This window comes from Paenibacillus sp. MY03 (assembly GCF_002165585.1).
Taxonomy (GTDB): Bacteria; Bacillota; Bacilli; order Paenibacillales; family Paenibacillaceae; genus Pristimantibacillus; species Pristimantibacillus agaridevorans.
In genome coordinates this window covers 228139-251753 of record NZ_MXQD01000012.1, presented here as the reverse complement: position 1 = coordinate 251753, position 23615 = coordinate 228139, and the positions used below count along the sequence as shown (strand labels likewise).

Below are 23615 nucleotides of genomic sequence, written 5' to 3'. Positions count from 1 at the left end.
TGGGGGCGAGCCTTTCTTTGTTTTGTTAAGGAGCGTTAGCCAAACGAGCGAAATGTCCGTCCAGCGTCTCCAGATCCGTTGATCCAATGATGGCATCGGTGACTTCGCCTGCCGTATTAACGAAGTATAAAGCTGGGAAGCCGCTGCCTCCGTATTGCGAATAAACGGATCCGTCCCGATCTAAAAGAATCGGGTACGACAAATTATGCCGTTCTACATAACTTCGGACTTCCGACAGCTTGTCGCGGTTCGTGATATTGACTCCGATCAAATTTAATCGATCTTTGTATTTCTCGTGCAAGACGGCCATTTTCGGCGCATCTTCGTTGCAATAGGTACACCATGAAGTGAACAGCGAGATAACGGTAGGTTTCTCTGCGAAATCGACAGTGACTTGTTGTTCGCTTCCCAACTCCTGCAATTGAATGGAAGAGGCTTGCAGCGTCTCCGTTTTGCCTCCCCAATTCGCCAATCCCACATATAAGATGAACGCGACAGCGGTTGCCGCAATGGTTAACGTGATTAAGGTTTGCCTTCGTTTCAACGAATTTCACCCTTTCGTATATCTCGAATCCTAATCAACAACAGTATACAATAGTTGGGATGATTATCCAAACAAAACGCCAACTTTGTTCAAAATCTCGTCGACACTTGTCCATTCCCATAAAAAATCGGTTATAATGTTGGAGGATAGATTATCGTAGAAAGTGGGAGCAGCATGGGTCGTAAATGGAATAATATCAAGGAAAAGAAAGCATCCAAAGATGCCAATACAAGCCGCATATATGCCAAATTCGGAGTCGAGATCTACGTAGCGGCAAAGAAGGGCGAACCCGATCCGGAATCCAATCGCGCGCTTAAGGTCGTTCTGGAAAGAGCCAAAACGTACAACGTGCCGAAGGCCATCATCGACCGCGCGCTCGATAAAGCCAAGGGAAGCGCTGACGATAATTACCAAGAGCTGCGTTACGAAGGTTTTGGACCGAACGGCTCGATGGTGATCGTGGACACGCTGACGAACAATGTAAACCGCACGGCTCCGGCCGTTCGTGCCGCGTTCAACAAACAAGGCGGCAGCATGGGTGTGAGCGGCTCCGTCGCTTATATGTTCGACGCCACGGCTGTATTCGGCGTAACCGGCAAGACGGCGGACGAAGTGATGGACATTATGTTGGAAGCGGACGTCGACGTGCGCGACATCCTCGAAGAAGAGGATGCCGTTATCGTCTATGCGGAGCCGGATCAGTTCCACAACGTGCAAGAAGCGTTTAAGAAGGCAGGGGTAGATGAATTCACGGTAGCGGAGCTGACGATGCTTGCCCAGAACTACATCACGCTGCCAGGCGATGCGCAAGCACAATTCGAGAAGCTTATCGACGCGCTGGAAGACTTGGAAGACGTTCAGCAAGTATTTCATAACGTCGAGCTGGAAGATTAATCTTTCATGCTCGTCCGAAGGAAGCCGCGATTGCTCGCGGCTTTTTCTTACCCAGACCCGACGTGAGAGGAGTTAATAAGATGGATGACAGGTATCCCATTGGAACTTTTCAACACCAAGGCGAGGTTACTTCCGATCAGAGAGCGGCATGGATCAAGGAGATTGCGGAGCTTCCGTTGCTGCTTAAGCACTCGGTCGCGAATCTGACTCAGGATCAGCTCTCCACACCCTATCGGGAGGGCGGCTGGCAGGTTCGGCAAGTCGTTCATCATCTCGCGGATAGTCACATGAATAGTCTCATGCGGTTCAATCTGGCCCTGACCGAGGATCATCCTACCATCAGACCCTATGACGAAGCTCTCTGGGCGGAATTGGCGGACTCGTTGAAGGAGCCGGTCGATACGTCGATCTCGCTCATCGCCACGCTGCACGGTAGATGGGTAACGTTGCTTGAATCCATGAACGCTGAGCAATTCGCTCGCACCTTCTACCATCCCGGATCCGGCGAGACGGTACCACTGGACCGATGCCTGGGCATGTACGCATGGCACGGGAAACATCATCTGGCTCAGATCACAAGCTTGGCTGTTCGGCTGGGCTGGTAGGAGAGAAAGTCATGGACGATCAAGTACAAGCTCTTATAGATGCACTCATGTCCGGCGACAAACATCGTCGCACAGAAGCCTATCTTCAACTGTTGGAGATGACGAAATCTCCCGTGCCTTGGGCTTACGAGACATGGGACTCGTTCCGGTCTTTGCTAACGGACAAGGACAATCATCTCCGTACAATCGGCGCGCAGCTGCTATGCAATCTGGCGATCAGCGATCCGGAGCAACGAATCATGGAGGATATCGCGGCCATTATGGAAGTGACCCGCGATCCCATGTTCGTGACTGCCAGGCATACGATCCAACATCTTTGGCGCATTGGTCTTGGCGGTGCCGAGCAGAAGCGGATGCTGTTGGATGTCGTTGCTCATCGGTTCGAGACCTGCGAGGGCGAGAAGAATTACACGCTTATCCGTTACGATTTGCTCGTTGGCCTGCGCAAGCTGTACGACAGTTACCCGGCTGAAGAGATTCGCAAGCTGGCGGCTGAGTTAATCGAGCTGGAGGCCGACCCCAAATACAAAAAGAAATATGCCGCCGAGTGGCGGAAATAACGTCGCGTATGGAGAATCGCAACGAGGCGAGAGCTTGCCGTCCCGGCAGAGCTTGCGCCTTTTTTATTGTCGCTGCAACCGTCACGTGCCATGGAACCTGGATGCAATGGTTTGCGTAGAGGGAGACATGGTTACAGCTAGAGTAGGGTGCATCTGCACTGGCGTCTGTGACCAAGAAGAAGGAGGCGGTACCATTGAGAGCAAAAGGACTCGCGGTCATCCTTGCCGTTACGTTATTGCTTGCGCAAGGCTGCGGCATTCTGGACGGGATTGGACAAACGGTCAATTTCGCCACGGAAACAACGACGTACATGAATGAATTAAAGACTTTCGGCGAAGACATGAACGGACTCGCCGAAAAAGCGGTTGCGGATATCGATGCCCGAACGGATCTGAAGGCGCGTATTGTAGAGCTGAAGGATCAGGTGGTCGCCTACGGCAACCTTAACGTACCGGATTACGCGAAGGACCTGCACGCTTCGATCGCTCAGTATAACGATACGCTCCAACAAGGACTGGATCAGGCGTTAACCAACATCGAGCAAGGCAGGGCGGCATTCGACGCGACCGGCATACCGGATACCATTGGCAAGGTAAATGAACTTCTGACGCAGCTTAACGGGCTTGCGCCTTAATCTGCGTTCTCCTTATTGCGAATCCTCGGTTCTCGCGATACAATAGGCGAACGACAACCTAGGATTCTTCCAATCAACAAGGAGAGTGCAATAAGATTTGACAGCACAGACATCAGCACCGGCATTGCTATCTTCCAAATTTCGATTAGGGGCTTTGCTGCTCGTCGTCGTCGTGGCGGGGATGAGCCAAGGCCTGCTTCTGCCGTTATTGTCCATTTTATTAGACCGGTCGGGCCTTTCGTCCGAGTTGAACGGCATGAATTCGGCCGCCATGTATATCGGGATTTTCGTCACCATGTTCGTGATCGAGAAGCCTGTCGTCCGGTTCGGGTACAAGAGGGTGATCATTGCGGGAATTACGCTCGTTACGCTCTCCACCCTGTTATTTTCGACAACGGATTCCCTCCTGGTCTGGTTTCTCTTGCGAATGCTGGTCGGAATCGGGGACAGTTCGCTCCACTTTGCGACCCAGCTGTGGATCGTCAGCTCCAGTCCCGCCGAGAAACGAGGGCGAACGATCTCGCTTTACGGCATGGCTTACGGAACGGGCTTTAGCCTGGGACCGCTAGGCATCAATCTGCTGCCTTACGGAGAGAAGCTTCCGTTTCTGGTCAGTAGTCTTTTTTTTGCCATCGTATTATGCCTTGTCCTGAGAATGCCAAACGAGTGGCCGGAGCGCTCGGCGTCGGCGTCTTCCTTGGGCCGGCGTCATCTGAAGACGTACAAGCTGGCTTGGTTCGTCCTCATTCCCGGACTGTTGTACGGATTGATGGAATCTTCCATGAACAGCAGCTTCCCGTTGTATGCGATTCGCCTCGGTCTGGATCAGCATTGGATATCGTTTCTGCTGCTGGCATTCGGGATCGGCGGTCTTATCCTGCAGCTGCCGCTTGGCATATGGAGCGACCGGATCGGGCGTAAGCCTGTCCTGATTGGCTGCGCCATGATTGGGGCTTTAGCCTTTCTGACAGTGCCAATCGCAGGAGATGAACTACTCGTATTGTTTATCTTGTTCATCGTTGCCGGCGGAGTCGTGGGATCGTTTTTCTCCTTGGGCCTTGCTTATGCCGCCGATATTGTACCGCGGAGCATGCTGCCGTCAGCCAATGTGATCGCCTCCGTACACTTCAGCCTGGGGAGCATAGCAGGGCCGATGCTTGGCGGTATTGGGCTTCGATATGTTTCGCCTAATAGCTTGTTCTTGTTTCTGGGACTGGCGTTCGCCCTCTTTGCGATCAGGGGGATAGGGTACAAACCTAAAGCAATCAATGTTTCGGATACGCCGTAGGCGATGTCTAATCGAGACAAAGGAGTAGATTGATGATGAGTCAAACATCCATTCCGCTGCCCAAAACATCCAGACCTGCCGAGCGGGCAATGAACCATGTCGGCATTACGACGCTTAATCAGTTGACGTCGGTAACCGAAGCCGAGTTGCTGCGTCTCCACGGCATGGGGCCCAAAGCGATTCGTATTTTAAAAGCGTCGTTAGAGGAACATGGACTAACCTTCGCGAATGCCAAAGAGTAGCATTCAACTATGCCAGGCTAAGAGGTGCAGATTAGTATGCAGATCAAGATCGGAATTATCGGAACGGAAACGATTGTCTCGAAGACTCTCGCCGTATTAAAGTCGTTCCCAACGTTCTTGCCCGTATCCGTCGTCGTCGAACATGAGCGAGAGGTGCCCAACGTCGCGACGCGGCTTAGCGAGGAAGTGGAGGTGCTGCTGCTATCCGGTCCCCAGGCGCATCGCAAAGTGAAGGAGATGCTGCCGGCTTCCATTCCCGTTCATTACTTGCCGTTGACCGGCGCCGGCTTGTATAAAGCGATCTTTAAAGCCATGCAAGCCGGAAAGCTCGAGAGCGGCATCTCCATCGATACGCTTACCCGCAATATCATTACGCGAACGCTCCAGGATCTCGGGCTCGAGGATACAAAGCTGATCGTCTATGACGGACCGGCGCATGCGGGCTCCGATAAGCTGGTCGCATTTCATGCCGCGAACGTAACAGAAGGAGCTTGCTCCATTGCGTTTACTGGCAATGGAGACGTCGCGGAGCTGCTAGACATAAAAGGTATTCCGAACGAATGGCTGCTGCCCTCGGAGCAGGATATTATCGTAACCTTGGAGCGCGCGCTTTTATCCACAGAATCGCGTCGAAGCAAGGAATCGCAGATTGTTGTCGGCATGATCAAAGTTGATGACTTTGGCAAGCTTGTCATGCAGAGGCATAACGAACACGAGGTTCAGAAGCTGAAGCTGGACATCCACCGGATGGTGCTCGGCTATGTCGAATCACTGGACGGCTACTCCATGTCTGCAAGCGGAGACGAATTTCTATTCTGCACGACCCGGGGCATATTCGAGCGGGAGACGGGCGGATACAAGACGATTCCTTTAGCGAAGGATGCAAACAAAAGCTTCGGCATCTCGCTAAGCGTCGGCATCGGGTTCGGCTTGACTGCAAACGAAGCAGGCACGAACGCGCGAATTGCGCTTCGCAAATCCCGGGAAGCAGGCGGCAATACCGGATTTATCGTCAGGGAAGACGCTACTGTAATCGGCCCGCTCGAGATGTCCGATCCGGTGCAATCGGTGCTTGCTCCTACAGAACCAGCCCTGATCAGGCAAGCGGAGGATGCCGGCATGACCAGCGCTTATCTCAGCAGATTGCTTGCGAATATGGCCAAGACGGGCAAATACGAATACAAGGTTCACGACTTGGCGGCTACGCTCGGCATCTCGGTTCGGAGCGCGCATCGCTTGGTTTTGCAATGGACGGATAACGGACTCGTGGAGGTCTCGGGTGTGGAGAAAGTGCCTAAAGGCCGGCCGCGCCAGCTCTTCCGTTTCGCCTTTCTGAAGGACAAGTCGTTGTAATGAAAGCGATTTGTCCTTTTTTTGTCGCTATATAAAGTCAATTTAAAGACTTGTCTTTATATGGCTCTCGGTCGTAAGATGTACGTAATCATACGATTGGAGGTCATCACATATATGAAAACGATAACGGAACTGGAAGCCAAGCTGGCCGAGCCGTCACAAGCCTTGGTGAGTGATTTGTCGAAGGTGGAAGGCGATATTATTCTGCTTGGAGTAGGGGGTAAAATGGGGCCCAGTCTCGCCAGATTGGCGATGAACGCGATACGCGAAGGCGGCTTGAATAAACGGGTCATCGGCGTCTCAAGATTTTCCAATCAGGAAGCAAGGAGAGAACTGGAAGAGTTCGGCGTGGAGACCATCTCCTGCGAGCTGCTGGACAACGAGTCGCTCTTTTCGCTGCCGGATGCGGCGAACGTTATCTATATGGCCGGCAACAAGTTCGGTACAACGGGCAACGAACATTTTACTTGGGCGATGAATACTTATCTGCCCGGCCGCGTAGCGGAGAAGTTCAAGGATTCCCGGATCGTCGTGTTCTCCTCTGGCAATATCTATCCGTTCAAGCCGGTCAGCAGCGGCGGCGCCAGCGAATCGGTTGCGCCGGAGCCGCTTGGCGAATACGCGCAATCGACGCTGGGAAGAGAACGGATCTTCGAATACCATTCCCACAAAAACGGCACGCCGATGGCCATGTACCGTCTCAATTACGCCATCGACATGAGATACGGCGTGCTGCTTGAGCTGGCGAAGGCGATTCAAGAGAACCGCTCCATCGATTTGACGATGGGCTTTGCCAACGTCATTTGGCAAGGCGATGCAAACGCGATGGCGCTTAGAAGCTTAAATCATTGCTCCAGCCCGCCGACGCTGATCAATATTACGGGGCCGGAGACGGTATCCATCCGATGGGCGGCAACCGAAATTGCGAAGCGGCTTGGCAAGGAAGCGCTCTTTGAAGGCACAGAATCCGAGACGGCGCTGCTTAATAATGCGGCCAAGTCGCATCAATTATTCGGCTATCCACGCGTTTCTCTGCTTCAAATGATCGATTGGACGGCGGAGTGGGTGCTGCAGGGCGGCGCAACCTGGAATAAGCCGACGCACTTTCAAGAACGAAAGGGGAACTTCTAATGGCTGCACAAACGTTATCGCCGGAACTGTTGAAAGCTTTGCAGGATGGGCTCGTCATTCCAGCGCATCCGCTCGCTTTGGATGAGAACCGTCAACTGGACGAAAACTACCAACGAGCCTTATCGAGATATTATATCGCCTCCGGAGCGGGCGGCATTGCCGTAGGCGTTCACTCTACGCAATTCGAAATCCGCGAACCGCAGCATAATTTGTTCGAGACCGTTCTGCGAATGGCAGCCGAAGAAGTGGATGCCGCGGGGCTGAGCCGGCCATTTATCAAGGTTGCCGGCGTATGCGGAGGGACGGAGCAAGCGATCGGGGAAGCCGAGCTTGCCCAAAAACTCGGCTACGACGCGGCATTGCTCAGCATGGGCGGACTGCAGGGCTGGAGCGAAGACGAAATCCTCAAACGGACTGAGCGCATCGCGGCGATCATGCCGGTCATCGGCTTCTATCTGCAGCCGTCCGTCGGAGGAAGGATTTTTAGCTATGAATTCTGGCGCGCTTTTGCCGAAATCCCTAATATCGTAGCGATTAAGATGGCGCCGTTTAATCGCTATCAGACGATCGATGTCGTGCGTGCGGTATGCGCTTCTTCGCGTCGGGACGAGATCGCCTTATATACGGGCAACGATGATAATATCGTCGCGGACCTGCTCACGACGTATCGGTTTAATGTAGATGGCGAGACCGTAGAGAAGCCGATCGTCGGCGGTTTGCTTGGCCATTGGGCCGTATGGACGAATAAAGCCGTTGAGCTGCTGGAAGAGATTAAAGCCGTGCGGAAGGAAGGCGTCTTCAGCAAGGAATGGTTGACTCGGAATATCCAGGTGACGGATTCCAACGCGGCATTTTTTGATCCGGCGCATGGCTTCGAAGGTTGCATTCCGGGCATTCATGAAGTGTTAAGAAGACAAGGCTTGCTGCGCGGCACCTGGTGCTTGAACCCGGACGAGAAGCTTTCCCCGGGACAATCGGAAGAGATCGACCGCGTATATGAGCAATACCCGCATCTGCATGACGACGAATTCGTTAAGGCGAATTTAACGAAGTGGCTGGCGAACGATTAGAGGCGCACATTACGGAGGGGAACCCGCTTGCGATTCAAGGACGTTTTTTCGATAATCGGCCCGAGCATGATCGGCCCTTCCAGCTCACACACAGCCGGCGCCGTAAGGCTCGGCAGATGCGCCAGGCAAGCGCTAGGCGTTATGCCGAATGAGGCGGAAATCCGGTTCTACGGATCGTTCGCCGACACTTACGTCGGCCATGGAACGGATCTCGCGATCATTGCAGGACTGTTGGATCTGGACACCGACGACGTGCGTATCCGGCATTCCATACAGCATGCCGAGCAGCTCGGCATGCAAATTAAATTCGTGCCGATGACACGGCCGAACGTTCATCCGAACACGGTAACCATGCTTCTGCAAGGAGACGGTCGCAAAGTAACGATGACGGGCTGTTCCATCGGCGGCGGCAGCATTGAAATTATTAATGTAAATGGTTTCGACGTGAAATTTACGGCCGTCTATCCGACCCTGCTGATTTACCATAAGGATCGTACAGGGATGGTTGCAGAGATATCGGATATTGCCAGACAAGCCGGCATTAATATCAGCTATATGGAAGTGGACCGCAAGATGCGCAACGGCGAAGCGCTGACCGTCATCGAAAGCGACGAAAGGCTACTGCCGGAAGCCAAGCAACGATTGGAACGACTGACCGACGTCAACGAGGTCTGCATCATCGATCTGATGAAAAAGGAGGCGCAGTCATGAGATTTTCGACTCTCAATGAGCTGAAGGAGCTGTGTCTGACCGAATCGCTAACGATGGGACGACTGATGGTTCTGGAGCAATCCCTGGAAACCGGCGCTAGCGAAGCCGCCGTCATGGAACAAATGACGGCCTATTACGGTGTGATGAAAGAGGCGGTACGAAAGGGACTTCAGGAAGATACAACGTCCAGAAGCGGCTTAACGGGAGGCGATGCCAAAAGGGTTCTGACCTATTTCTCGGATTCAGGCATGCCTGCGCTTGGCGAGTCGGCTTGTACGGCCATGGCTTATGCGCTTGCGGTATCGGAAGTAAACGCTTCGATGGGGCGCGTGATCGCAACTCCAACCGCCGGCAGCTGCGGCATCATTCCCGGCGTGTTCGTCAGCACGCAGGAGAGATTCGGCTGGAGCGATGAGCATATGGTGTACGGGTTGTTTGCGGCAGGCGCAATCGGCTATGTCATTGCCAACAATTCGTTTGTCTCCGGGGCGGAAGGCGGCTGTCAAGCAGAGGTTGGTTCCGCAATCGGGATGGCGGCCGGGGCATTAACGGAGCTTCGCGGCGGAACGCCAGAGCAAGCGGTGCATGCCGTAGGACTCGCCTTAAAAAATTCGCTGGGTCTCATCTGCGATCCGGTAGGCGGCCTCGTCGAAATTCCATGCATCGTACGCAACGGCTTTGGTTCAGTAACGGCGCTGGCCGCGTCGGATATGGCACTCGCCGGCGTTCGCAGCGTCATTCCATCGGACGAAGTAATCGATGTCATGCTGGAGGTTGGAGCGGCTATGCCGGAGAAACATCGGGAGACCGCCAAGGGCGGACTTGCTCAGACGCCTACGGGTCGGAAAATTATGAACCAGCTTTATGGCAAGGGGGGCAAGGCAAAAGAATGATATCTTCCCGGAATCCATTCGATATGCTGGCAAAAGCGAAACGGCTGGCTCCCGCCCTGACCGAGTGGCGCAGGGAGCTCCATCGATTCCCCGAGCTAAGCTTGGAGGAGTCTGAAACGGCAGAGAGGATTTGCCGCGAATTAGATCGAATCGGCATACCTTATCGTGCCAATGTCGGAGGACATGGAATTATCGCCGAAATCGGGAGTGAATACGAAGGCCCGGTGGTTGCGTTGCGCGCAGATATAGATGCGCTGCCGATTCAGGAGGAGACGGATCTCGACTTTGCATCGGAACGACCCGGTCTGATGCACGCTTGCGGGCATGACGCCCATACGGCGATGCTGATCGGAGCAGCGGAGCTGCTGGAGCAATTGCACCGGCAACAAAGTTTGCCCGGCACTGTGCGCCTGCTATTCCAGCCCGCCGAAGAAGTGAACGCCGGCGCGAACGCCATGATAATGGATGGGGCGCTGCAAGATGTTCGTGAGTTGTATGGGCTGCATAACTTGCCGACTTTGCCGGCTGGCAAGGTTGCGACGAAACAAGGACCGTTGATGGGATCCGTGGACCGGATCGAAATTACGCTGGAGGGAAAAGGCGGCCATGGCGCCATCCCCGATCAGAGCATCGATCCCATCGTCTGCGCCGCAGCCATTATACAATCCTTGCAGGGAATCGTAAGCCGGGAACTGTCCCCGTTCGAGCCCGTAGTCGTTACGATAGGCAGCATAACCTCCGGCAATGCCAACAACGTTATTCCGCAGTATGCCATGATGACCGGCACTGTGCGCACGTTTAATCCGGAAGTCCGCGTGACATTGCCGGAGCGGATCGAACGAATCGTCAATCACGTCGCTGAGGGTCATCGATGCAAAGCGCGGTTGAAATACATCGAGCAAGTGCCGGTACTCATGAATCATTGGGAACAGACGGAGGCGACCGAAGCGATTATTGACGGCCTGATCGGACGAGAAGCGAGAGAAGAAGCCAAGCCGACGCTCGCCGGAGAAGACTTCTCCGTTTATTTGAACGAGATTCCGGGCTGCTTTTTCTGGCTGGGCTCCGGTCCGCCGGACAACGCCGAGTCGGCATACGGCCTGCATCATCCGAAATATACGTTGAATGAGGAATGCCTTCCCGTTGGAGCAGCCTTGCTTGCGGAGATAGCGGTCAACCGCTTGCAGGTTCTCGCAGATGCAGTCCAAAAAACCTAATACATTCTTTTTAGATGGAAAAATAAAAAGGCCGATTCATCGTCTCAATATTGTGACGTGGATCGGCCTTTTATCATGATGTTTGCTGATGGTGGATTATGAGATGCGCAGAGTTTTAAGGGCGCCGCTCCAAGCGAGTACTTGGTCCAGCATGCCGTTTACGTTCGTCAGATGCAGATCCGCCGGTTTAAACTCGCCATTGTCGAAGTCCGTAAACAAGGACAATGCGGCGTGTATGCGAACATCGGCAACGGACAGCTCTCCCAAAATTCCGCGCAAATGCTCGGCTGCTCGAGCGCCGCCAACGGAGCCGTAGCTGACAATGCCGGCTGCTTTGTTGTTCCAGGAGTCGCGAGCGTAATCAAGCGCGTTTTTAAGCGCCCCCGTGATGCTGTGGTTATACTCTGCTACGATAAAAACGAAGCCGTCAAGGCTCGCCAGCTTCGTATTCCACGCCGTTGCCTGTTCCGTCGCGTCCTCTTCGCCAAGAAGAGGCAGCTTGTAGTCGGCGATATCGACGATTTCGTAATTGGCGTCGCCGCGTCGATCCGCAACCTCCTTCACCCATTGCCCCACCTGCGGGCTAACGCGACCTTGTCTCGTGCTTCCCAAAATAATACCGATATTTAATCCTGCCATCGTAATCAACTCCTCATAAGATTGGACCTGGTTTGGGACCTACCTTTTAAATAACCATTTTTGTCCGGTTTCATTCATTTTCTGCTCGCGGGTATGGCGGAACTTGCCGATATCGTTCATAATACATTTATTCTTGGTGAATGAAAGGATCAGAGGAGGTTTGTCTTATTGAATCTATAAATCAGCAACATCTATTTAAACGGACGATGATCGTCGTTCTGTTGTCGCAATTGTTCGGCGGTGCGGGACTGGCAGCAGGGGTTACGGTCGGCGCGCTGCTTGCGGAAGATATGTTAGGGACAGCCAGCTATGCGGGCTTACCGACGGCACTTCTGACATTAGGTTCGGCGCTGACCGCCTTCCTGATTGGCCGGTTTACGCAACGTCTGGGGCGAAGACCGGGTCTTGTCATCGGGTTCGGAGCAGGCGGCTTGGGAGCGATAGGCGTCATTATAGCAGCCGTTTACGGAAACATCGTTTTGTTATTCGTTTCCTTGTTCGTCTACGGAGCAGGTACTGCGACGAATCTGCTTGCCCGTTATGCGGGCACGGATCTGGCGAAACCGAATCAACGCGCGACCGCCGTCAGCATGGCGTTGGTATCAACGACATTCGGGGCCGTGGCGGGTCCTAATCTCGTCGAAGTGATGGGGAACGTAGCCCGGTCGTGGGGCATTCCTCCGTTAGCGGGTCCGTTTATTTTAGGAGCCGCAGCTTTTCTGTTGGCTGGACTGATCGTGTTTATTTTGCTTCGTCCGGATCCCTTTTTTGCGGCACGCGCGCTTGCGGAACAGGAGCGATTAAAGAGCGGCGGCAAAGGCCCGGAGCTGTTGACTGTAATCAATAAAAGAGGCCTTGCGGCAGGAGCGACCGTTATGCTTCTTACGCAGATGGTCATGGTCGCGATTATGACCATGACGCCCGTCCATATGAAACATCACGGACATGGCTTGTCGCAAGTCGGCATCGTCATCGGCATCCATGTAGGCGCCATGTTCTTGCCGTCGTTGTTTACAGGCCTTCTTATTGATAAAATCGGGCGGATGCGGATGGCATCGGCTGCGGGAATCGTATTGCTTGCCGCCGGTCTCTTGTCCGCGTACGGTTCTGGCGACTCCATGCCGATACTCATTACGGCACTCGCGCTGCTTGGACTGGGCTGGAATCTGGGTTTGATAAGCGGAACGACGCTAATCGTAGATGCAACTCCGTTATCCGTTCGAGCCAAAACGCAGGGGAACATCGATGTCCTCGTTGCCCTTGCAGGCGCTTCGGGAGGCGCCTTGTCGGGCGTAATCGTGGATTATTCCAGTTACGCTACGTTGTCGCTTGCCGGAGGACTTCTGTCCTTGTTGCTTATTCCGGTTTTGTTATGGTCGAACGCGAAACGTCGGGAACAGGCAACATAGCCGTCTGCAATATCATTCATGAACCGGCAAGCGGGCTATTTACAAACAGGAGCTTCATTTGTTAGAATAGTCCCCATATCTGAAATGCGACGAAGAGAAGAGTAGGGAAAACGATCTTGTACAGAGAGCTCCGGCAGCTGAGAAGGAGCCAAGTGACATTCGCCGAACCAAGCCTCAGAGCGGCTTACCGGAATCGGACCCGAGGATGGTAAGACGGGAGCTCCCGTTACAGAGCTAGAGTATAATCATGCGGGGAGTTTGCGCATGCCGTACTTGAAGAGGTTAATATGGCGACATATTGATAAAGCTGGGGTGGCACCGCGAACAACTTCGTCCCCAAGACGACAAGTCTTGGAGGTGAAGTTTTTTTAAATTACAGGAAAGTATAAGTTTACTCCATACTTGACCTATAATTCTCGGAATGAAACGCGCAGCACCGCCAAAGAACGGCGACAGCCGTTTCACCTTGGTTCAAATTGCAGCTATGCTCATAAGGAGGAGTCTGCCATGTCAACCGATATTAACAAAACCGAAGAAGGCTACTTGGCCAATCTTATACGCGAAGAGTTGCATACTTACCCGTTTCATCGCCCTATGGCAACACGATTTCCGCCGGAGCCGAACGGTTATCTCCATATCGGCAGTGCGTACGCGATCATGACAAATGCGGAAATCGCGAGATCGTACGGAGGCCGGTTCCATCTGCGATTTGACGACACCAATCCGCTCAAGGAGGATGCCGCTTACGCGGAGGCGATCCTCGAAGACATCAAGTGGCTCGGCTTCGATCCAGGGTCCCATGTCTACTACGGATCGGATTATTCGGAGATGATCTTTAAGGCCGCCATGACGCTGATCAAGAAGGAAAAAGCTTACGTCTGCGACTTGTCGCCTGACGAGTTGGCGGCGGGCAGGGGCACGTTGACCGAACCGGGCGTGGATAGTCCGTACCGCAATCGTTCCATCGAAGAAAACGTTGCGTTGTTCCAAGAAATGAAGGAAGGCCGATACAAAACGGCTTCCAAGGTGCTGCGTGCACGAATCGACATGTCATCGCCGAATATGAACATGAGAGATCCCGTGCTGTACCGGATCATTCACGCCGATCATTACCGAACCGGGGCGGCTTGGTGCATCTATCCCATGTACGATTTTGCCCATCCGATTCAGGATGCGATCGAAGGGATTACGTATTCGTTATGCTCGCTCGAATTCAAGGATCATCGTCCTTTGTATGAATGGGTACTTGCTGAGCTTGGATACGAGGAACCGCCAAGACAGCGGGAATTCGGGCGAGTGGGGTTGACCGGCGTTGTGACCAGCAAACGTTATCTGCGCCAGCTTGTAGAGGAAAGACATATAGATGGCTGGGATGATCCGAGACTGCCAACGCTTAGAGGCTTGAGACGAAGGGGGTATACGCCGGCAAGCATTCGTTCTTTTATTGAGGAAATCGGGAGTATCCGATCCTACAGCACGGTCGATATCTCGCTTCTGGACCAATGCCTGCGCCAAGACCTGAAGGAATCGACTATAAGCGTAATGGCCGTGCTTCGGCCGCTGAAAATCGTGATCACAAATTATCCGGAAGATACGGAAGAGATGCTGCGAGTCGAAAATAACGCTTCGAATGTCGAGCTGGGATCAAGGGAGGTCCCTTTCTCCCGAACGATCTATATCGAACAGGATGACTTTATGGAGGACCCGGTGCCGGGGTATCATCGGCTGCAGCCCGGAGGCGAAGTGCGGCTTAAGGGCGCATACTTCATTCGCTGTCAGAAGGTCGTAAAAGATCCTGAAAGCGGCGGAATTTTGGAGGTCCACTGCACATACGATCCCGAAACGAAGAGCGGAACGGGTTTTGCCGGACGTAAGGTGAAGGGCACCATTCATTGGGTATCAGCTGCGCATGCGGCAGCGGGAGAAGTACGGCTATACGATCGACTGCTCCGTGATGAGAACATTCCCAAGGAGGATGCAGTGGATTGGTCGAAGTGGTTGAATCCCAACTCGCTAATCCAATTGTATGCCGCTCAGTTCGAACCGATTGCGGCCAAGGCAGCGCCCGGAGACCGGTTGCAGTTTTTCCGGCATGGTTATTTTGTTGCGGACGATGGGCCTTCAACGAACGAGGGGCCGGTGTTTAACCGGATCGTTCCGCTTAAGGATTCGTGGAACAAAAAATAAAGTCCTTTATGAATTAGCTAGGTGAAAGGAGAGCGATCCGTTGACTCTTCAACAGTTAAAATACGTCATTGAAGTGGCGAGCAGAGGGTCCATTAACGAAGCCGCGAAACGACTGTTTATTTCACAGCCGAGCTTGTCGAACGCAATCAAGGAACTGGAATTAGAGATGGGCATCTCGATCTTTGAGCGAACAAACAAGGGAATAACCTTGTCCAAGGAAGGCGTCGAATTTTTGAGCTATGCCCGGCAGGTAGTGGAGCAGGCGGAGCTGCTGGAGAGTCGTTATTTAAACGCTAAGCCTTCGCCGCAACATTTTTCCGTATCCACGCAGCATTATGCTTTTGCCGTCAACGCCTTCGTCAGCCTCGTACGGGAGCATGGCCATGAGGAATACGAGCTTATGCTTCGCGAGACGAAGACCTATGAAATTATCGAAGATGTCAAGACGATGCGCAGCGAGATCGGGATTTTATACTTAAACGATTTCAACAGAGGGGTCATCGACAAACTGCTTAAGTCCGCGAACCTGCAATTTACAAGCTTGTTTACGGCCATGCCGCATGTTTTTATTAGCATTCATAACCCGCTGGCGAGGCAAAAGGTCGTGACGATCGACGAACTGCAGGATTATCCGTACTTGTCCTTCGATCAAGGGGAATACAATTCCTTCCACTTCTCGGAAGAGATTCTGAGCACGCTGTCGCGCAAAAAGAGCATTACCGTCAACGACCGTGCGACGCTTTTCAACCTGTTGATCGGCTTGAACGGCTATACGATCTCGACCGGCGTGCTGAGCTCCGATCTGAACGGCAACGAAATCATCCCCGTGCCGTTGGCGATCGACGAAGTGATCAACGTCGGGTGGATCGCGCAGAAAAACATGCCGTTATCCGTTCTCGGAGCGGCCTATATCGAAGCGCTCAAGGAAGCGGTGGCCCCGTGATTGAGCGTTTTTTTACAACGAGTTACGTCGCAATGGTCGGCATAACTAATTCAACTAACCTTCCGTTATAGGTAATAGCTATGACCAGATATAGAAAAGACAAGTTACGCTATATCTCCATATCCATGATATCTTGTTGGTAACAAAGATAGGGAGTGTTGGAGGATGGCAAAAAGCAGCGTATTGGGATATCCGCGGATCGGCGGAAACCGGGAATGGAAAAAGGCGTTGGAAGCATTTTGGGCCGGCAAATTGGAGCAAAACGAATTCGAGAGTCAACTGCGCGACATCCGCGTCAATCACTGGCGCAAACAGCAGGAGCAAGGCATCGACTACATTCCGGTAGGCGACTTCAGCTATTACGATCAAGTGCTGGACACGGCGGCCATGTTCGGCATCGTACCTGCCCGTTTCGGCTACAAAGGCGGTCCCGTACAGCCATCCTTGTATTACGGGATCGCTCGCGGCACCAAAGAAGCGACGGCCAGCGAGATGACCAAATGGTTTAACACGAACTATCACTATATCGTACCGGAGCTCGACGGCGCACAGCCTGTACTGACGGAGAACAAGCCGCTTATCGCTTACAGAGAAGCCAAGGAAACTTTGGGAATCGAGGGCCGTCCCGTCCTGATCGGGCCGCTGACCTTCCTGAAGCTCTCCAAAGGCTACAAACCTTCGGAGCTCGATAGCTGGATCGACCGTCTGTTGCCTCTGTATATCCAAGTGCTAGGCGAGCTTGCGCAAGAAGGCGTTGAGTGGGTCCAAGTCGACGAACCCGTGCTTGCCACGAACGTAAGCGCAGAAGATATAGACCGTGTGAAACGAATTTATGGCGCCATCGCGAGCGCGGTTCCTTCCTTGAAGATCCTGCTGCAAACGTATTTCGAATCCGTAGAGTTTTACACGGACCTCGTCGCTCTGCCTGTTGCGGGAATCGGACTTGACTTCGTGCACGGTTTGCAAGGCAATCTGGCCGCCATTCGCGAGTTCGGCTTCCCGCAGGACAAAACGCTTGGCGCCGGCATCATCGACGGTCGCGGAATTTGGAGAGCGGATCTTCGCGAGAAGCTGAAGCTGGTTCGCGAACTGGAAGGCATCGTAACGTCCGACCGGCTTATTATTCAATCGTCATGCAGCTTGTTGCATGTACCGGTTACCACTGCATCGGAATCGAAGCTTCCCGAAGAGCTTAAGAACGCGCTGGCTTTTGCCAATGAGAAGTTGTCCGAGCTGGTTGTGCTCACGAAAGCGATTAACGGAGGAGAACTTTCTGTAGAGCAAGAGCTGTCGAGCAGTGAAGCGGCGGTCGGTGCGCTTGGCCGTTCCGCAGCCCGTAATCGGACGGAAGTCAGAACGGCTGTCGCAGCCATTAACGGTCAAGAACCTGTGCGCAGCAAACCGTTCGGGGATCGTCATGCCGCGCAGCAGTCGAAATGGCAACTGCCCATTTTCCCGACAACGACGATCGGCAGCTTCCCGCAAACAGCCGAAGTGCGCAAGGCACGTCAGCTGTGGCGCAAAGGCGAGTGGAGCAACGAGCAATATAACGCGTTTATTCGGGAGCAAATCGATGTCTGGATCGGACTGCAAGAAGACATCGGCCTCGACGTTCTCGTACATGGAGAATTCGAGCGCACGGATATGGTCGAATTTTTCGGAGAGAAGCTGGCGGGTTTTGCCTTTACGCAATTCGGATGGGTGCAGTCCTACGGTTCACGCTGCGTGAAGCCGCCAATCATCTACGGAGACGTTGCCTTCGAGGAAGCGATGACGGTAGAAGAAACGCAATATGCGCAATCCAAGACAAAACAGCCTGTTAAAGGCATGTTGACGGGTCCGATCACGATCATGAACTGGTCGTTCGTTCGCGAAGATATAACGCGCGAGCAAATCGCGTATCAACTGGCCTATGCGCTGAGACAAGAGGTAGAAGCGCTGGAGAAAGCGGGCATCGGCATGATCCAGGTCGACGAACCGGCCGTCCGCGAAGGATTGCCGCTAAAGGAGAAGGATCAAGCCAACTATCTGGACTGGGCGGTCAAAGCGTTCCGCATGACGACTTGCACGGTACAGCCGGAGACGCAAATCCATACGCATATGTGCTATTGCGAATTCCACGACATGATCGACTCCATCGAGGCGATGGATGCGGACGTCATCTCCATCGAAACCTCGCGCAGCCACGGCGAGCTGATCCACAGCTTCGAGGAGAATACTTATGGTCTCGGCATCGGCCTTGGCGTCTACGACATTCATAGCCCGCGCGTGCCGAGCGTTGACGAAATGACGAATATGATCGATCGCGCGCTGCGCGTGCTGGATCCCAAGCTGTTCTGGATCAATCCGGATTGCGGCCTGAAGACTCGCGGTCTGGATGAGACGGTTGCGTCGCTGCGCAACATGGTCGACGCGACGAAGCTCGCTCGCGAGAAACATTCGGTAGGCGTGTAACCAACGAACGATTGTTTGGCAAAATCGAAAGAAGGTCAGGGTATATCCCTTGGCCTTTTTTCGATTGAGAAACGCATCTTGACAGCAGATATAAGCGATAAGTATATTGAGGTAAAGCTGGCTCGGCATCTCGGCATGTTGATCTACGGCATTGCAGCTTTGTTAAATGATATTTTGTATTCGTTGCGAAGGTGGAGGGAAAACAATGCCCAGATGGAGCAAGAGCTCGAAGGTCGCATCGGGAGTCGGCGTCTTGATCGTGCTGCTGTCCGGTTTTTTTCTGGCAGACCGCCTGTCCGAACAGCCGGAATCCGTTATCGTTGCGTATGTAGACGGGGAGCCGATCTATGCCGCAGAGCTGCAGAAAAGCATGGAGAAGGAACGTCATGCCGTTGCCATGTATTATTACCATGAGCATGGACTGGAGGAAACGCCTGGATTCTGGACAAGCCGGTATGAAGGAGAGCTGCCTATCGAACGGCTAAGAATGAAAGCGCTTCAAAGTGTGGTTCGGACGAAGCAGCAGATGATGATGGCGCGAAGCAAAGGCCTTATCGAGGATATATCCTATCCCGCTTTTCTCAAAAACCTGACGAAAGAAAACGAGCGCAGAAAGGAGGCGGTAAAGAAGAATGAAGTCATCTACGGACCGCTTCAGTATACGGAGGAGGCCTACTTCGAATACGTGACGGCCAATTTGCTGATTCAACTGCAATCGAGATTGGAAGGAGCCGAGATTCCGTTAACGGAGCCTCTTCTAAAGCAATATTACGACACGATCAAGGAGAAATATTACAAGGGGGAGGATGCCGTTCGGGTACACAAAATCCGAATCTCCTACATGGGGCAGGACGGAGCGATTAATCTCAAGAAAAAGGAACAGGCATGGGAGCTTATGCGGGAAGCGCAGGGCAAGCTGGAACAGGGAGAAAGCTTCGCCGTGCTTGCGGAGCAGCTCAATGAGACAAAAGAAGAGCGGAGCAGCTACGGAGAGCAAGTTTTTGATCGCTCCACCGCCCGCGAAGACCAAATGTCGGGAGGCGTTCTGAGGCAAGAAGCGATGAAGCTCGCGGCGGGAGGGACTAGCGGGATTATCGAAACAAACAATGCGCTGTATTTGCTTTATTGCTTGAACAGGCTGCCTGCGGAAGCGCAGCCCTTCGATCAGGTGCGGCAAGACGTAAAAAACAAATATATGAGCTACCGTTATACGGAGCTTATCGACAAAAAGACTCGGGAAGCGTCCATCGAGATTAGACAAGCGCAATTCGACGAAGTAACGCTGCCTTAAAGCAGACTTAAAGCATCCGCTCGCGGTACTCCTGCGGTGTCAGGCCAAAATGTTTTTTAAACATTTTGATGAAATGCTGTGTCTGATTATAGCCCAGCTCCGTGGAAATATCGTATACCTTGATTCCTTTGTTGCGGAGCAGGGAGACGGCCCTTTCCATCCTGACCTTGAGCACGTAGTCGCTAAAGCTCTCTCCCGATTCCGTCTTGTATATTCTGGACAGGTAGGAGGGGTGCAGAAAGACGTGGTTCGCCACGGTTTGAATGGATACATCATGCTGCAAATGGTGTTCGATATATTCATTTACTTGACTGACGATTGCGGCATGGGAATGCTTGCGTTCGCGGTCGACGATGTCGGAGAGCTGTTCCAATCTGCGAAAAGTCCAGTCGCGCAGAGGTTTGACCGTCTTGAACGGAAGACCGCCGACGACCTTCTCGTATTCCTCGCCGATCAGCTCGGAGAGCCGCTTATGGTTTTTGTGGGCAATGTAAGTGAGCATCCCGCATATTTCGAGGTAAACCTCGAGAATATGCTCTTCGGAATGAGACCAATCCCGCAATAATTCCTCAAAAATTCTCTCGAGCTTCGCGTGCAGCTCCTTCCATTGGCCGGCTTCTATGCATTGCTTGAGTGTTGGCGGTTCGTACAAACTGGAGAAGGAGGCGATCTTTTGATTGTTTTCGCTGCCGGTCAACGTCATAAATAAATCCTGCTCGTCCCCGATCCGCTGGCGGAAAGCGAACAAACAGTTCTGGTAATAAGCGGAGATATCATTCGGGAACATAAACCATTCGCTCACCAGCACGGAGATGCTGCCCTTTAAGTAAACATGTACGTAATGCTGCAGCTGGACGGCATGCTGTTCCAGAAGCTGCTTTCTCTTGTCGGCCGTCTGCGCCGTCAGCTTGTCTGTGGCAGCTATCATGAAGACCAAATAGCCGTAATCGTCCCGACAGTTCCACAGATTAAAGTCGTCTTGGAAGATCTCTGCTGCTACATTGGCGATCGCGTATTCGAATAAGGACACGGAATGCTCGTCATGGCGGGCGAAATCATCCTCCAACCGTATGAGAGCCATGGATGCGGAAATGCCGGTAGAGAATGGGAGCTGATACAGCGAAAATTTGTCCTGCAGCGCCGATTCCGTCATGCTCCGGCCCTGCAGGAGCTCCAGCAGCAAGTTTTGCCGGAGCAGAGGAAGATGCGCCTGAAGCGTTTGAATCGCCCTTTGGTTCGAGATGACGGCGTGCCATTCGACCGAGGCTTTCTCCAAAACGCGCCGAATGGAAGCAATAAGCTCCTCATCGGGAACCGGCTTGAGCAAGTAATCCTCGACATCCTGGCGCAGGGCCTCTTTGGCGTATTCGAAGTCGGAATAACCCGACAGCAGGATGATTTTGATGGTTCTCCAACGGGAACGAATTTCGCGGATAAGCTCCAGACCGGATTTTACGGGCATGCGAATGTCGGTAATGACGAGATCGATCGAATGGGATTCCAGCGTTTCCATCGCATCGAAGGCGGAATAGGCTTTGTGCACGCTGCTTACCCCCATATCGCTCCAGGGCAAAGTCTTCTCCATGCTGTCCACGAGATGCATGTGGTCGTCAACGATTAATACTTGATGCATGGCAATCCACCTCCGATAAAATTAGTCAATGACCGTCCATTGAAGGGTCACGCATAGTCCGCCAAGAGCGGCGTGCGACAGAAGGACGCCGGCGTCCTGGCCAAACCGGAATTTCAGCCGCTGATGCACGTTCCACAGCCCGCAGCCCATCTCGCCATCGAGCGGGGCTTCGAGCTTTTGCTTGAGTCGGTCCAGCTCTTGATCGCTCAGCGGTTCGCCGCTGTCTTCTATGATCAATCGGACTTTGTTATGAACCCGTTCGCCGGTTACGGACATCCTGCCCCATTTCATCTGGGGCTCCAGCCCGTGAATGATCGCGTTTTCCACGATCGGCTGAAGGAGCAAACGCGGAATGGAAAGCTGCAGCATCGTATCAGGAATATGAATCTCGTACTCCAGCCGCTGCATTTGCAAGCTTTGGATGTTCAAATAATTTTTAACGAGCTCCAGCTCTTCCCGCAGCGTTGTTTCCTGATTTTCCACGCGGGTCGTGTACCGGTAATACTGGCTCAGGTTCAAGGTCATGGCGATAACGGCCTCCTTCTCTTCAAGCTCGGTCATGCTTTTGATGAAAGCAAGAGAGTTGTAAAGGAAGTGGGGGTTAATCTGCGATTGCAGCTGTTTAAGAGTAGCCTCCCGCGACCTCAGCCGTTCCGAGTAGACATTCTCGATCAGTTGTTCGATCTGGGCGGCCATCTGGTTGAATCGCTGGAGCAGAAATCCGAATTCGTTTCTTTGTTTGTTTGCCAGCCGGACGGAGAAGTTGCCCATCTCTAATTTTCTTACGCCATGGAGCAATTGGGATACGGGGACCTGGACGTTGCGGTACAGCATAAGCGCGACCACGATGCCCATCGCAAGAAGGGTGGCCATGGAAGCGTAAAATAATAGCGAACTGTTTTTAATGGGACTTAACCGGTATTCCATAGGCACGTAATCCACGAGAGTCCAGTTCAGCGCGTCCGACTTTACGTAGTTGACCATGTACTGCTTTCCTTGAAGTTTCACGTATTCCGTGCCGCTATCGTTTGTCTCGCTTCCATTGAGAAAATGGACGACGTCATTAGCCAACGACTGATCGGCGGACCGGTTTAGGATGGGCCGATTATCTTCGTGATAAAAGAAGGGGTCGTTTTTGCCCGTCATCTTGATCTGGTCCAGCATGTTGCGGATATTGTTAACCGTAAAGCTGATTTCAACGATGAGCCGCGAACCCGGATATACGGTATGTTTGACGAATTGTTCGATCGGAGTGCCGTTTTCCGAGGTTTCCCTGTAGAGCCAGTTCTCCGTTATCCGATCCGGAGCGAACATCTTCGTATAGTCGGCTTCATTCAAGGTCGTTACGCCAGTTCCGGCCTGCGGGGAATAAACCGTAAACTGATTGATCCAATTGCTGGAGGCGCCGGACAAGCGCAGCTTCTCGATGATATCCTGCTTGATCACCACCTTGTCGTAATTATTATCCTTCTCATGGATATGGATCAAATCATCGATGACCTGGAATCGCCCGATCGTATTGGCGGCAATGGACAGTTGCTCCAACGTCGCCTCCGCCTGGCTTAACAGAAAGGAGAGATGCTGCAGATTCGATTCTTTGATTTCGTTGCGGACAACATTGACGCTGACCTGGTTGGAATAAGTATGCAGAATAAGTATCGGGATGATTAACAGCAGCAGCATGATGATCAGCTTGCGGAATATCGTCATCTTGACCGGCATGCCTGATCCTCCTAACGGGTGTAAGCGTTGTCAAATATGAGCCTATTATACTATGAATTGCTGCCGCAAAGGAGGGGTTCGCATGGCGAACAAAGGGAATGGTGATGAAAACATCATGAATGTATTCAAACCGACATATAACTGTCGACCGCCAAGATTTACTATACAAGTAAGAAGCGTGGCGGCGTGTTTAT

General features: G+C 52.8%; 21 protein-coding genes and 1 other annotated feature. Of the genes, 17 read left to right on the top strand and 4 right to left on the bottom strand.

Annotated features, from left to right (window positions below):
• Positions 1 to 25: 25 nt before the first annotated feature.
• Positions 26 to 544 (bottom strand): TlpA family protein disulfide reductase, encoded by a 519-nt coding sequence (locus B1748_RS14885; protein WP_087568705.1) that lies wholly within the window; start codon positions 542 to 544, stop codon positions 26 to 28.
• 174 nt (positions 545 to 718) lie between these two features.
• Here B1748_RS14885 and B1748_RS14880 point away from each other — a divergent pair, with 174 nt between their 5' ends.
• From B1748_RS14880 to B1748_RS14825, 12 genes are all read left to right on the top strand, one after another.
• The gene (locus B1748_RS14880) at positions 719 to 1438 is read left to right on the top strand and encodes a YebC/PmpR family DNA-binding transcriptional regulator (RefSeq protein WP_087568704.1); all 720 of its coding nucleotides are present in this window, start codon (positions 719 to 721) and stop codon (positions 1436 to 1438) included.
• Positions 1439 to 1518: 80 nt separating this feature from the next.
• Entirely contained in the window at positions 1519 to 2043 is a 525-nt protein-coding gene (locus B1748_RS14875; protein WP_087568703.1) for a YfiT family bacillithiol transferase, read from the top strand.
• 11 nt (positions 2044 to 2054) lie between these two features.
• Positions 2055 to 2603, top strand: a complete 549-nt coding sequence (locus B1748_RS14870; protein ID WP_087568702.1) for a hypothetical protein — start codon at positions 2055 to 2057, stop codon at positions 2601 to 2603.
• Positions 2604 to 2797: 194 nt separating this feature from the next.
• Positions 2798 to 3238 carry a DUF6376 family protein gene (locus tag B1748_RS14865; protein WP_087568701.1) on the top strand — a complete coding sequence of 147 codons (441 nt, stop codon included), beginning with the start codon at positions 2798 to 2800 and terminating at the stop codon, positions 3236 to 3238.
• A gap of 97 nt (positions 3239 to 3335) precedes the next feature.
• A complete protein-coding gene (locus B1748_RS14860) occupies positions 3336 to 4526 on the top strand; it encodes an MFS transporter (RefSeq protein ID WP_256975676.1) in 1191 nt (396 codons plus the stop codon).
• A 32-nt stretch (positions 4527 to 4558) separates the two neighbouring features.
• Positions 4559 to 4768 carry a helix-hairpin-helix domain-containing protein gene (locus tag B1748_RS14855; RefSeq protein ID WP_218781634.1) on the top strand — a complete coding sequence of 70 codons (210 nt, stop codon included), beginning with the start codon at positions 4559 to 4561 and terminating at the stop codon, positions 4766 to 4768.
• 36 nt (positions 4769 to 4804) lie between these two features.
• The gene (locus B1748_RS14850; RefSeq protein ID WP_087568699.1) at positions 4805 to 6121 is read left to right on the top strand and encodes a hypothetical protein; all 1317 of its coding nucleotides are present in this window, start codon (positions 4805 to 4807) and stop codon (positions 6119 to 6121) included.
• A gap of 114 nt (positions 6122 to 6235) precedes the next feature.
• The gene (locus tag B1748_RS14845; RefSeq protein ID WP_087568698.1) at positions 6236 to 7252 is read left to right on the top strand and encodes an NAD-dependent epimerase/dehydratase family protein; all 1017 of its coding nucleotides are present in this window, start codon (positions 6236 to 6238) and stop codon (positions 7250 to 7252) included.
• The gene (locus B1748_RS14840; RefSeq protein WP_087568697.1) at positions 7252 to 8322 is read left to right on the top strand and encodes a dihydrodipicolinate synthase family protein; all 1071 of its coding nucleotides are present in this window, start codon (positions 7252 to 7254) and stop codon (positions 8320 to 8322) included. The genes B1748_RS14845 and B1748_RS14840 overlap by 1 nt, the downstream gene beginning before the upstream one ends.
• Before the next feature lie 27 nt (positions 8323 to 8349).
• The gene (gene sdaAB / locus B1748_RS14835; protein WP_087568696.1) at positions 8350 to 9033 is read left to right on the top strand and encodes an L-serine ammonia-lyase, iron-sulfur-dependent subunit beta; all 684 of its coding nucleotides are present in this window, start codon (positions 8350 to 8352) and stop codon (positions 9031 to 9033) included.
• Complete coding sequence (gene sdaAA, locus B1748_RS14830) at positions 9030 to 9926, top strand: L-serine ammonia-lyase, iron-sulfur-dependent, subunit alpha (RefSeq protein WP_087568695.1); 897 nt, start codon at positions 9030 to 9032, stop codon at positions 9924 to 9926. The genes sdaAB and sdaAA overlap by 4 nt, the downstream gene beginning before the upstream one ends.
• Positions 9923 to 11143: a M20 metallopeptidase family protein gene (locus tag B1748_RS14825; protein ID WP_087568694.1), complete on the top strand. Its 1221-nt coding sequence runs from the start codon at positions 9923 to 9925 to the stop codon at positions 11141 to 11143. The genes sdaAA and B1748_RS14825 overlap by 4 nt, the downstream gene beginning before the upstream one ends.
• 96 nt (positions 11144 to 11239) lie before the next feature.
• Here B1748_RS14825 and B1748_RS14820 read toward each other — a convergent pair whose 3' ends face one another.
• Positions 11240 to 11782, bottom strand: a complete 543-nt coding sequence (locus B1748_RS14820) for an NADPH-dependent FMN reductase (protein WP_087568693.1) — start codon at positions 11780 to 11782, stop codon at positions 11240 to 11242.
• A gap of 140 nt (positions 11783 to 11922) precedes the next feature.
• Here B1748_RS14820 and B1748_RS14815 point away from each other — a divergent pair, with 140 nt between their 5' ends.
• The 5 genes from B1748_RS14815 to B1748_RS14795 all read left to right on the top strand — a co-directional run bounded on the left by B1748_RS14815 (position 11923) and on the right by B1748_RS14795 (position 20066).
• The gene (locus B1748_RS14815) at positions 11923 to 13191 is read left to right on the top strand and encodes an MFS transporter (protein WP_087568692.1); all 1269 of its coding nucleotides are present in this window, start codon (positions 11923 to 11925) and stop codon (positions 13189 to 13191) included.
• 80 nt (positions 13192 to 13271) lie between these two features.
• Positions 13272 to 13532, top strand: a binding site (T-box leader).
• Between the two features lie 166 nt (positions 13533 to 13698).
• Complete coding sequence (locus B1748_RS14810; RefSeq protein ID WP_087568691.1) at positions 13699 to 15378, top strand: glutamine--tRNA ligase/YqeY domain fusion protein; 1680 nt, start codon at positions 13699 to 13701, stop codon at positions 15376 to 15378.
• Between the two features lie 40 nt (positions 15379 to 15418).
• Positions 15419 to 16321, top strand: coding sequence for a LysR family transcriptional regulator (locus B1748_RS14805; protein ID WP_087568690.1), 903 nt, complete (start codon positions 15419 to 15421; stop codon positions 16319 to 16321).
• A 165-nt stretch (positions 16322 to 16486) separates the two neighbouring features.
• The gene (metE, locus tag B1748_RS14800; protein ID WP_087568689.1) at positions 16487 to 18775 is read left to right on the top strand and encodes a 5-methyltetrahydropteroyltriglutamate--homocysteine S-methyltransferase; all 2289 of its coding nucleotides are present in this window, start codon (positions 16487 to 16489) and stop codon (positions 18773 to 18775) included.
• A gap of 205 nt (positions 18776 to 18980) precedes the next feature.
• The gene (locus B1748_RS14795; protein ID WP_179215590.1) at positions 18981 to 20066 is read left to right on the top strand and encodes a peptidylprolyl isomerase; all 1086 of its coding nucleotides are present in this window, start codon (positions 18981 to 18983) and stop codon (positions 20064 to 20066) included.
• Between the two features lie 7 nt (positions 20067 to 20073).
• Here B1748_RS14795 and B1748_RS14790 read toward each other — a convergent pair whose 3' ends face one another.
• Both B1748_RS14790 and B1748_RS14785 read right to left on the bottom strand, forming a co-directional pair.
• On the bottom strand, positions 20074 to 21699 hold the full coding sequence (locus tag B1748_RS14790; protein WP_087568687.1) for a response regulator transcription factor: 1626 nt from the start codon (positions 21697 to 21699) through the stop codon (positions 20074 to 20076).
• A gap of 21 nt (positions 21700 to 21720) precedes the next feature.
• Entirely contained in the window at positions 21721 to 23421 is a 1701-nt protein-coding gene (locus B1748_RS14785; protein ID WP_087568686.1) for a sensor histidine kinase, read from the bottom strand.
• Between the last annotated feature and the right edge of the window lie 194 nt (positions 23422 to 23615).

What these genes read in the sequence shown, in the direction of transcription:
- B1748_RS14825 (WP_087568694.1), top strand. Translation starts at nt 9,923, where the DNA reads ATGATATCTTCCCGGAATCCATTCGATATGCTGGCAAAAGCGAAACGG.
- B1748_RS14815 (WP_087568692.1), top strand. Translation starts at nt 11,923, where the DNA reads ATGAAAGGATCAGAGGAGGTTTGTCTTATTGAATCTATAAATCAGCAA.
- metE (WP_087568689.1), top strand. Translation starts at nt 16,487, where the DNA reads ATGGCAAAAAGCAGCGTATTGGGATATCCGCGGATCGGCGGAAACCGG.
- B1748_RS14795 (WP_179215590.1), top strand. Translation starts at nt 18,981, where the DNA reads ATGCCCAGATGGAGCAAGAGCTCGAAGGTCGCATCGGGAGTCGGCGTC.
- B1748_RS14850 (WP_087568699.1), top strand. Translation starts at nt 4,805, where the DNA reads ATGCAGATCAAGATCGGAATTATCGGAACGGAAACGATTGTCTCGAAG.
- B1748_RS14875 (WP_087568703.1), top strand. Translation starts at nt 1,519, where the DNA reads ATGGATGACAGGTATCCCATTGGAACTTTTCAACACCAAGGCGAGGTT.
- B1748_RS14840 (WP_087568697.1), top strand. Translation starts at nt 7,252, where the DNA reads ATGGCTGCACAAACGTTATCGCCGGAACTGTTGAAAGCTTTGCAGGAT.
- B1748_RS14810 (WP_087568691.1), top strand. Translation starts at nt 13,699, where the DNA reads ATGTCAACCGATATTAACAAAACCGAAGAAGGCTACTTGGCCAATCTT.
- B1748_RS14790 (WP_087568687.1), bottom strand. Translation starts at nt 21,699, where the DNA reads ATGCATCAAGTATTAATCGTTGACGACCACATGCATCTCGTGGACAGC.
- sdaAA (WP_087568695.1), top strand. Translation starts at nt 9,030, where the DNA reads ATGAGATTTTCGACTCTCAATGAGCTGAAGGAGCTGTGTCTGACCGAA.
- B1748_RS14845 (WP_087568698.1), top strand. Translation starts at nt 6,236, where the DNA reads ATGAAAACGATAACGGAACTGGAAGCCAAGCTGGCCGAGCCGTCACAA.
- B1748_RS14880 (WP_087568704.1), top strand. Translation starts at nt 719, where the DNA reads ATGGGTCGTAAATGGAATAATATCAAGGAAAAGAAAGCATCCAAAGAT.
- B1748_RS14855 (WP_218781634.1), top strand. Translation starts at nt 4,559, where the DNA reads ATGATGAGTCAAACATCCATTCCGCTGCCCAAAACATCCAGACCTGCC.
- B1748_RS14785 (WP_087568686.1), bottom strand. Translation starts at nt 23,421, where the DNA reads ATGCCGGTCAAGATGACGATATTCCGCAAGCTGATCATCATGCTGCTG.
- B1748_RS14870 (WP_087568702.1), top strand. Translation starts at nt 2,055, where the DNA reads ATGGACGATCAAGTACAAGCTCTTATAGATGCACTCATGTCCGGCGAC.
- B1748_RS14820 (WP_087568693.1), bottom strand. Translation starts at nt 11,782, where the DNA reads ATGGCAGGATTAAATATCGGTATTATTTTGGGAAGCACGAGACAAGGT.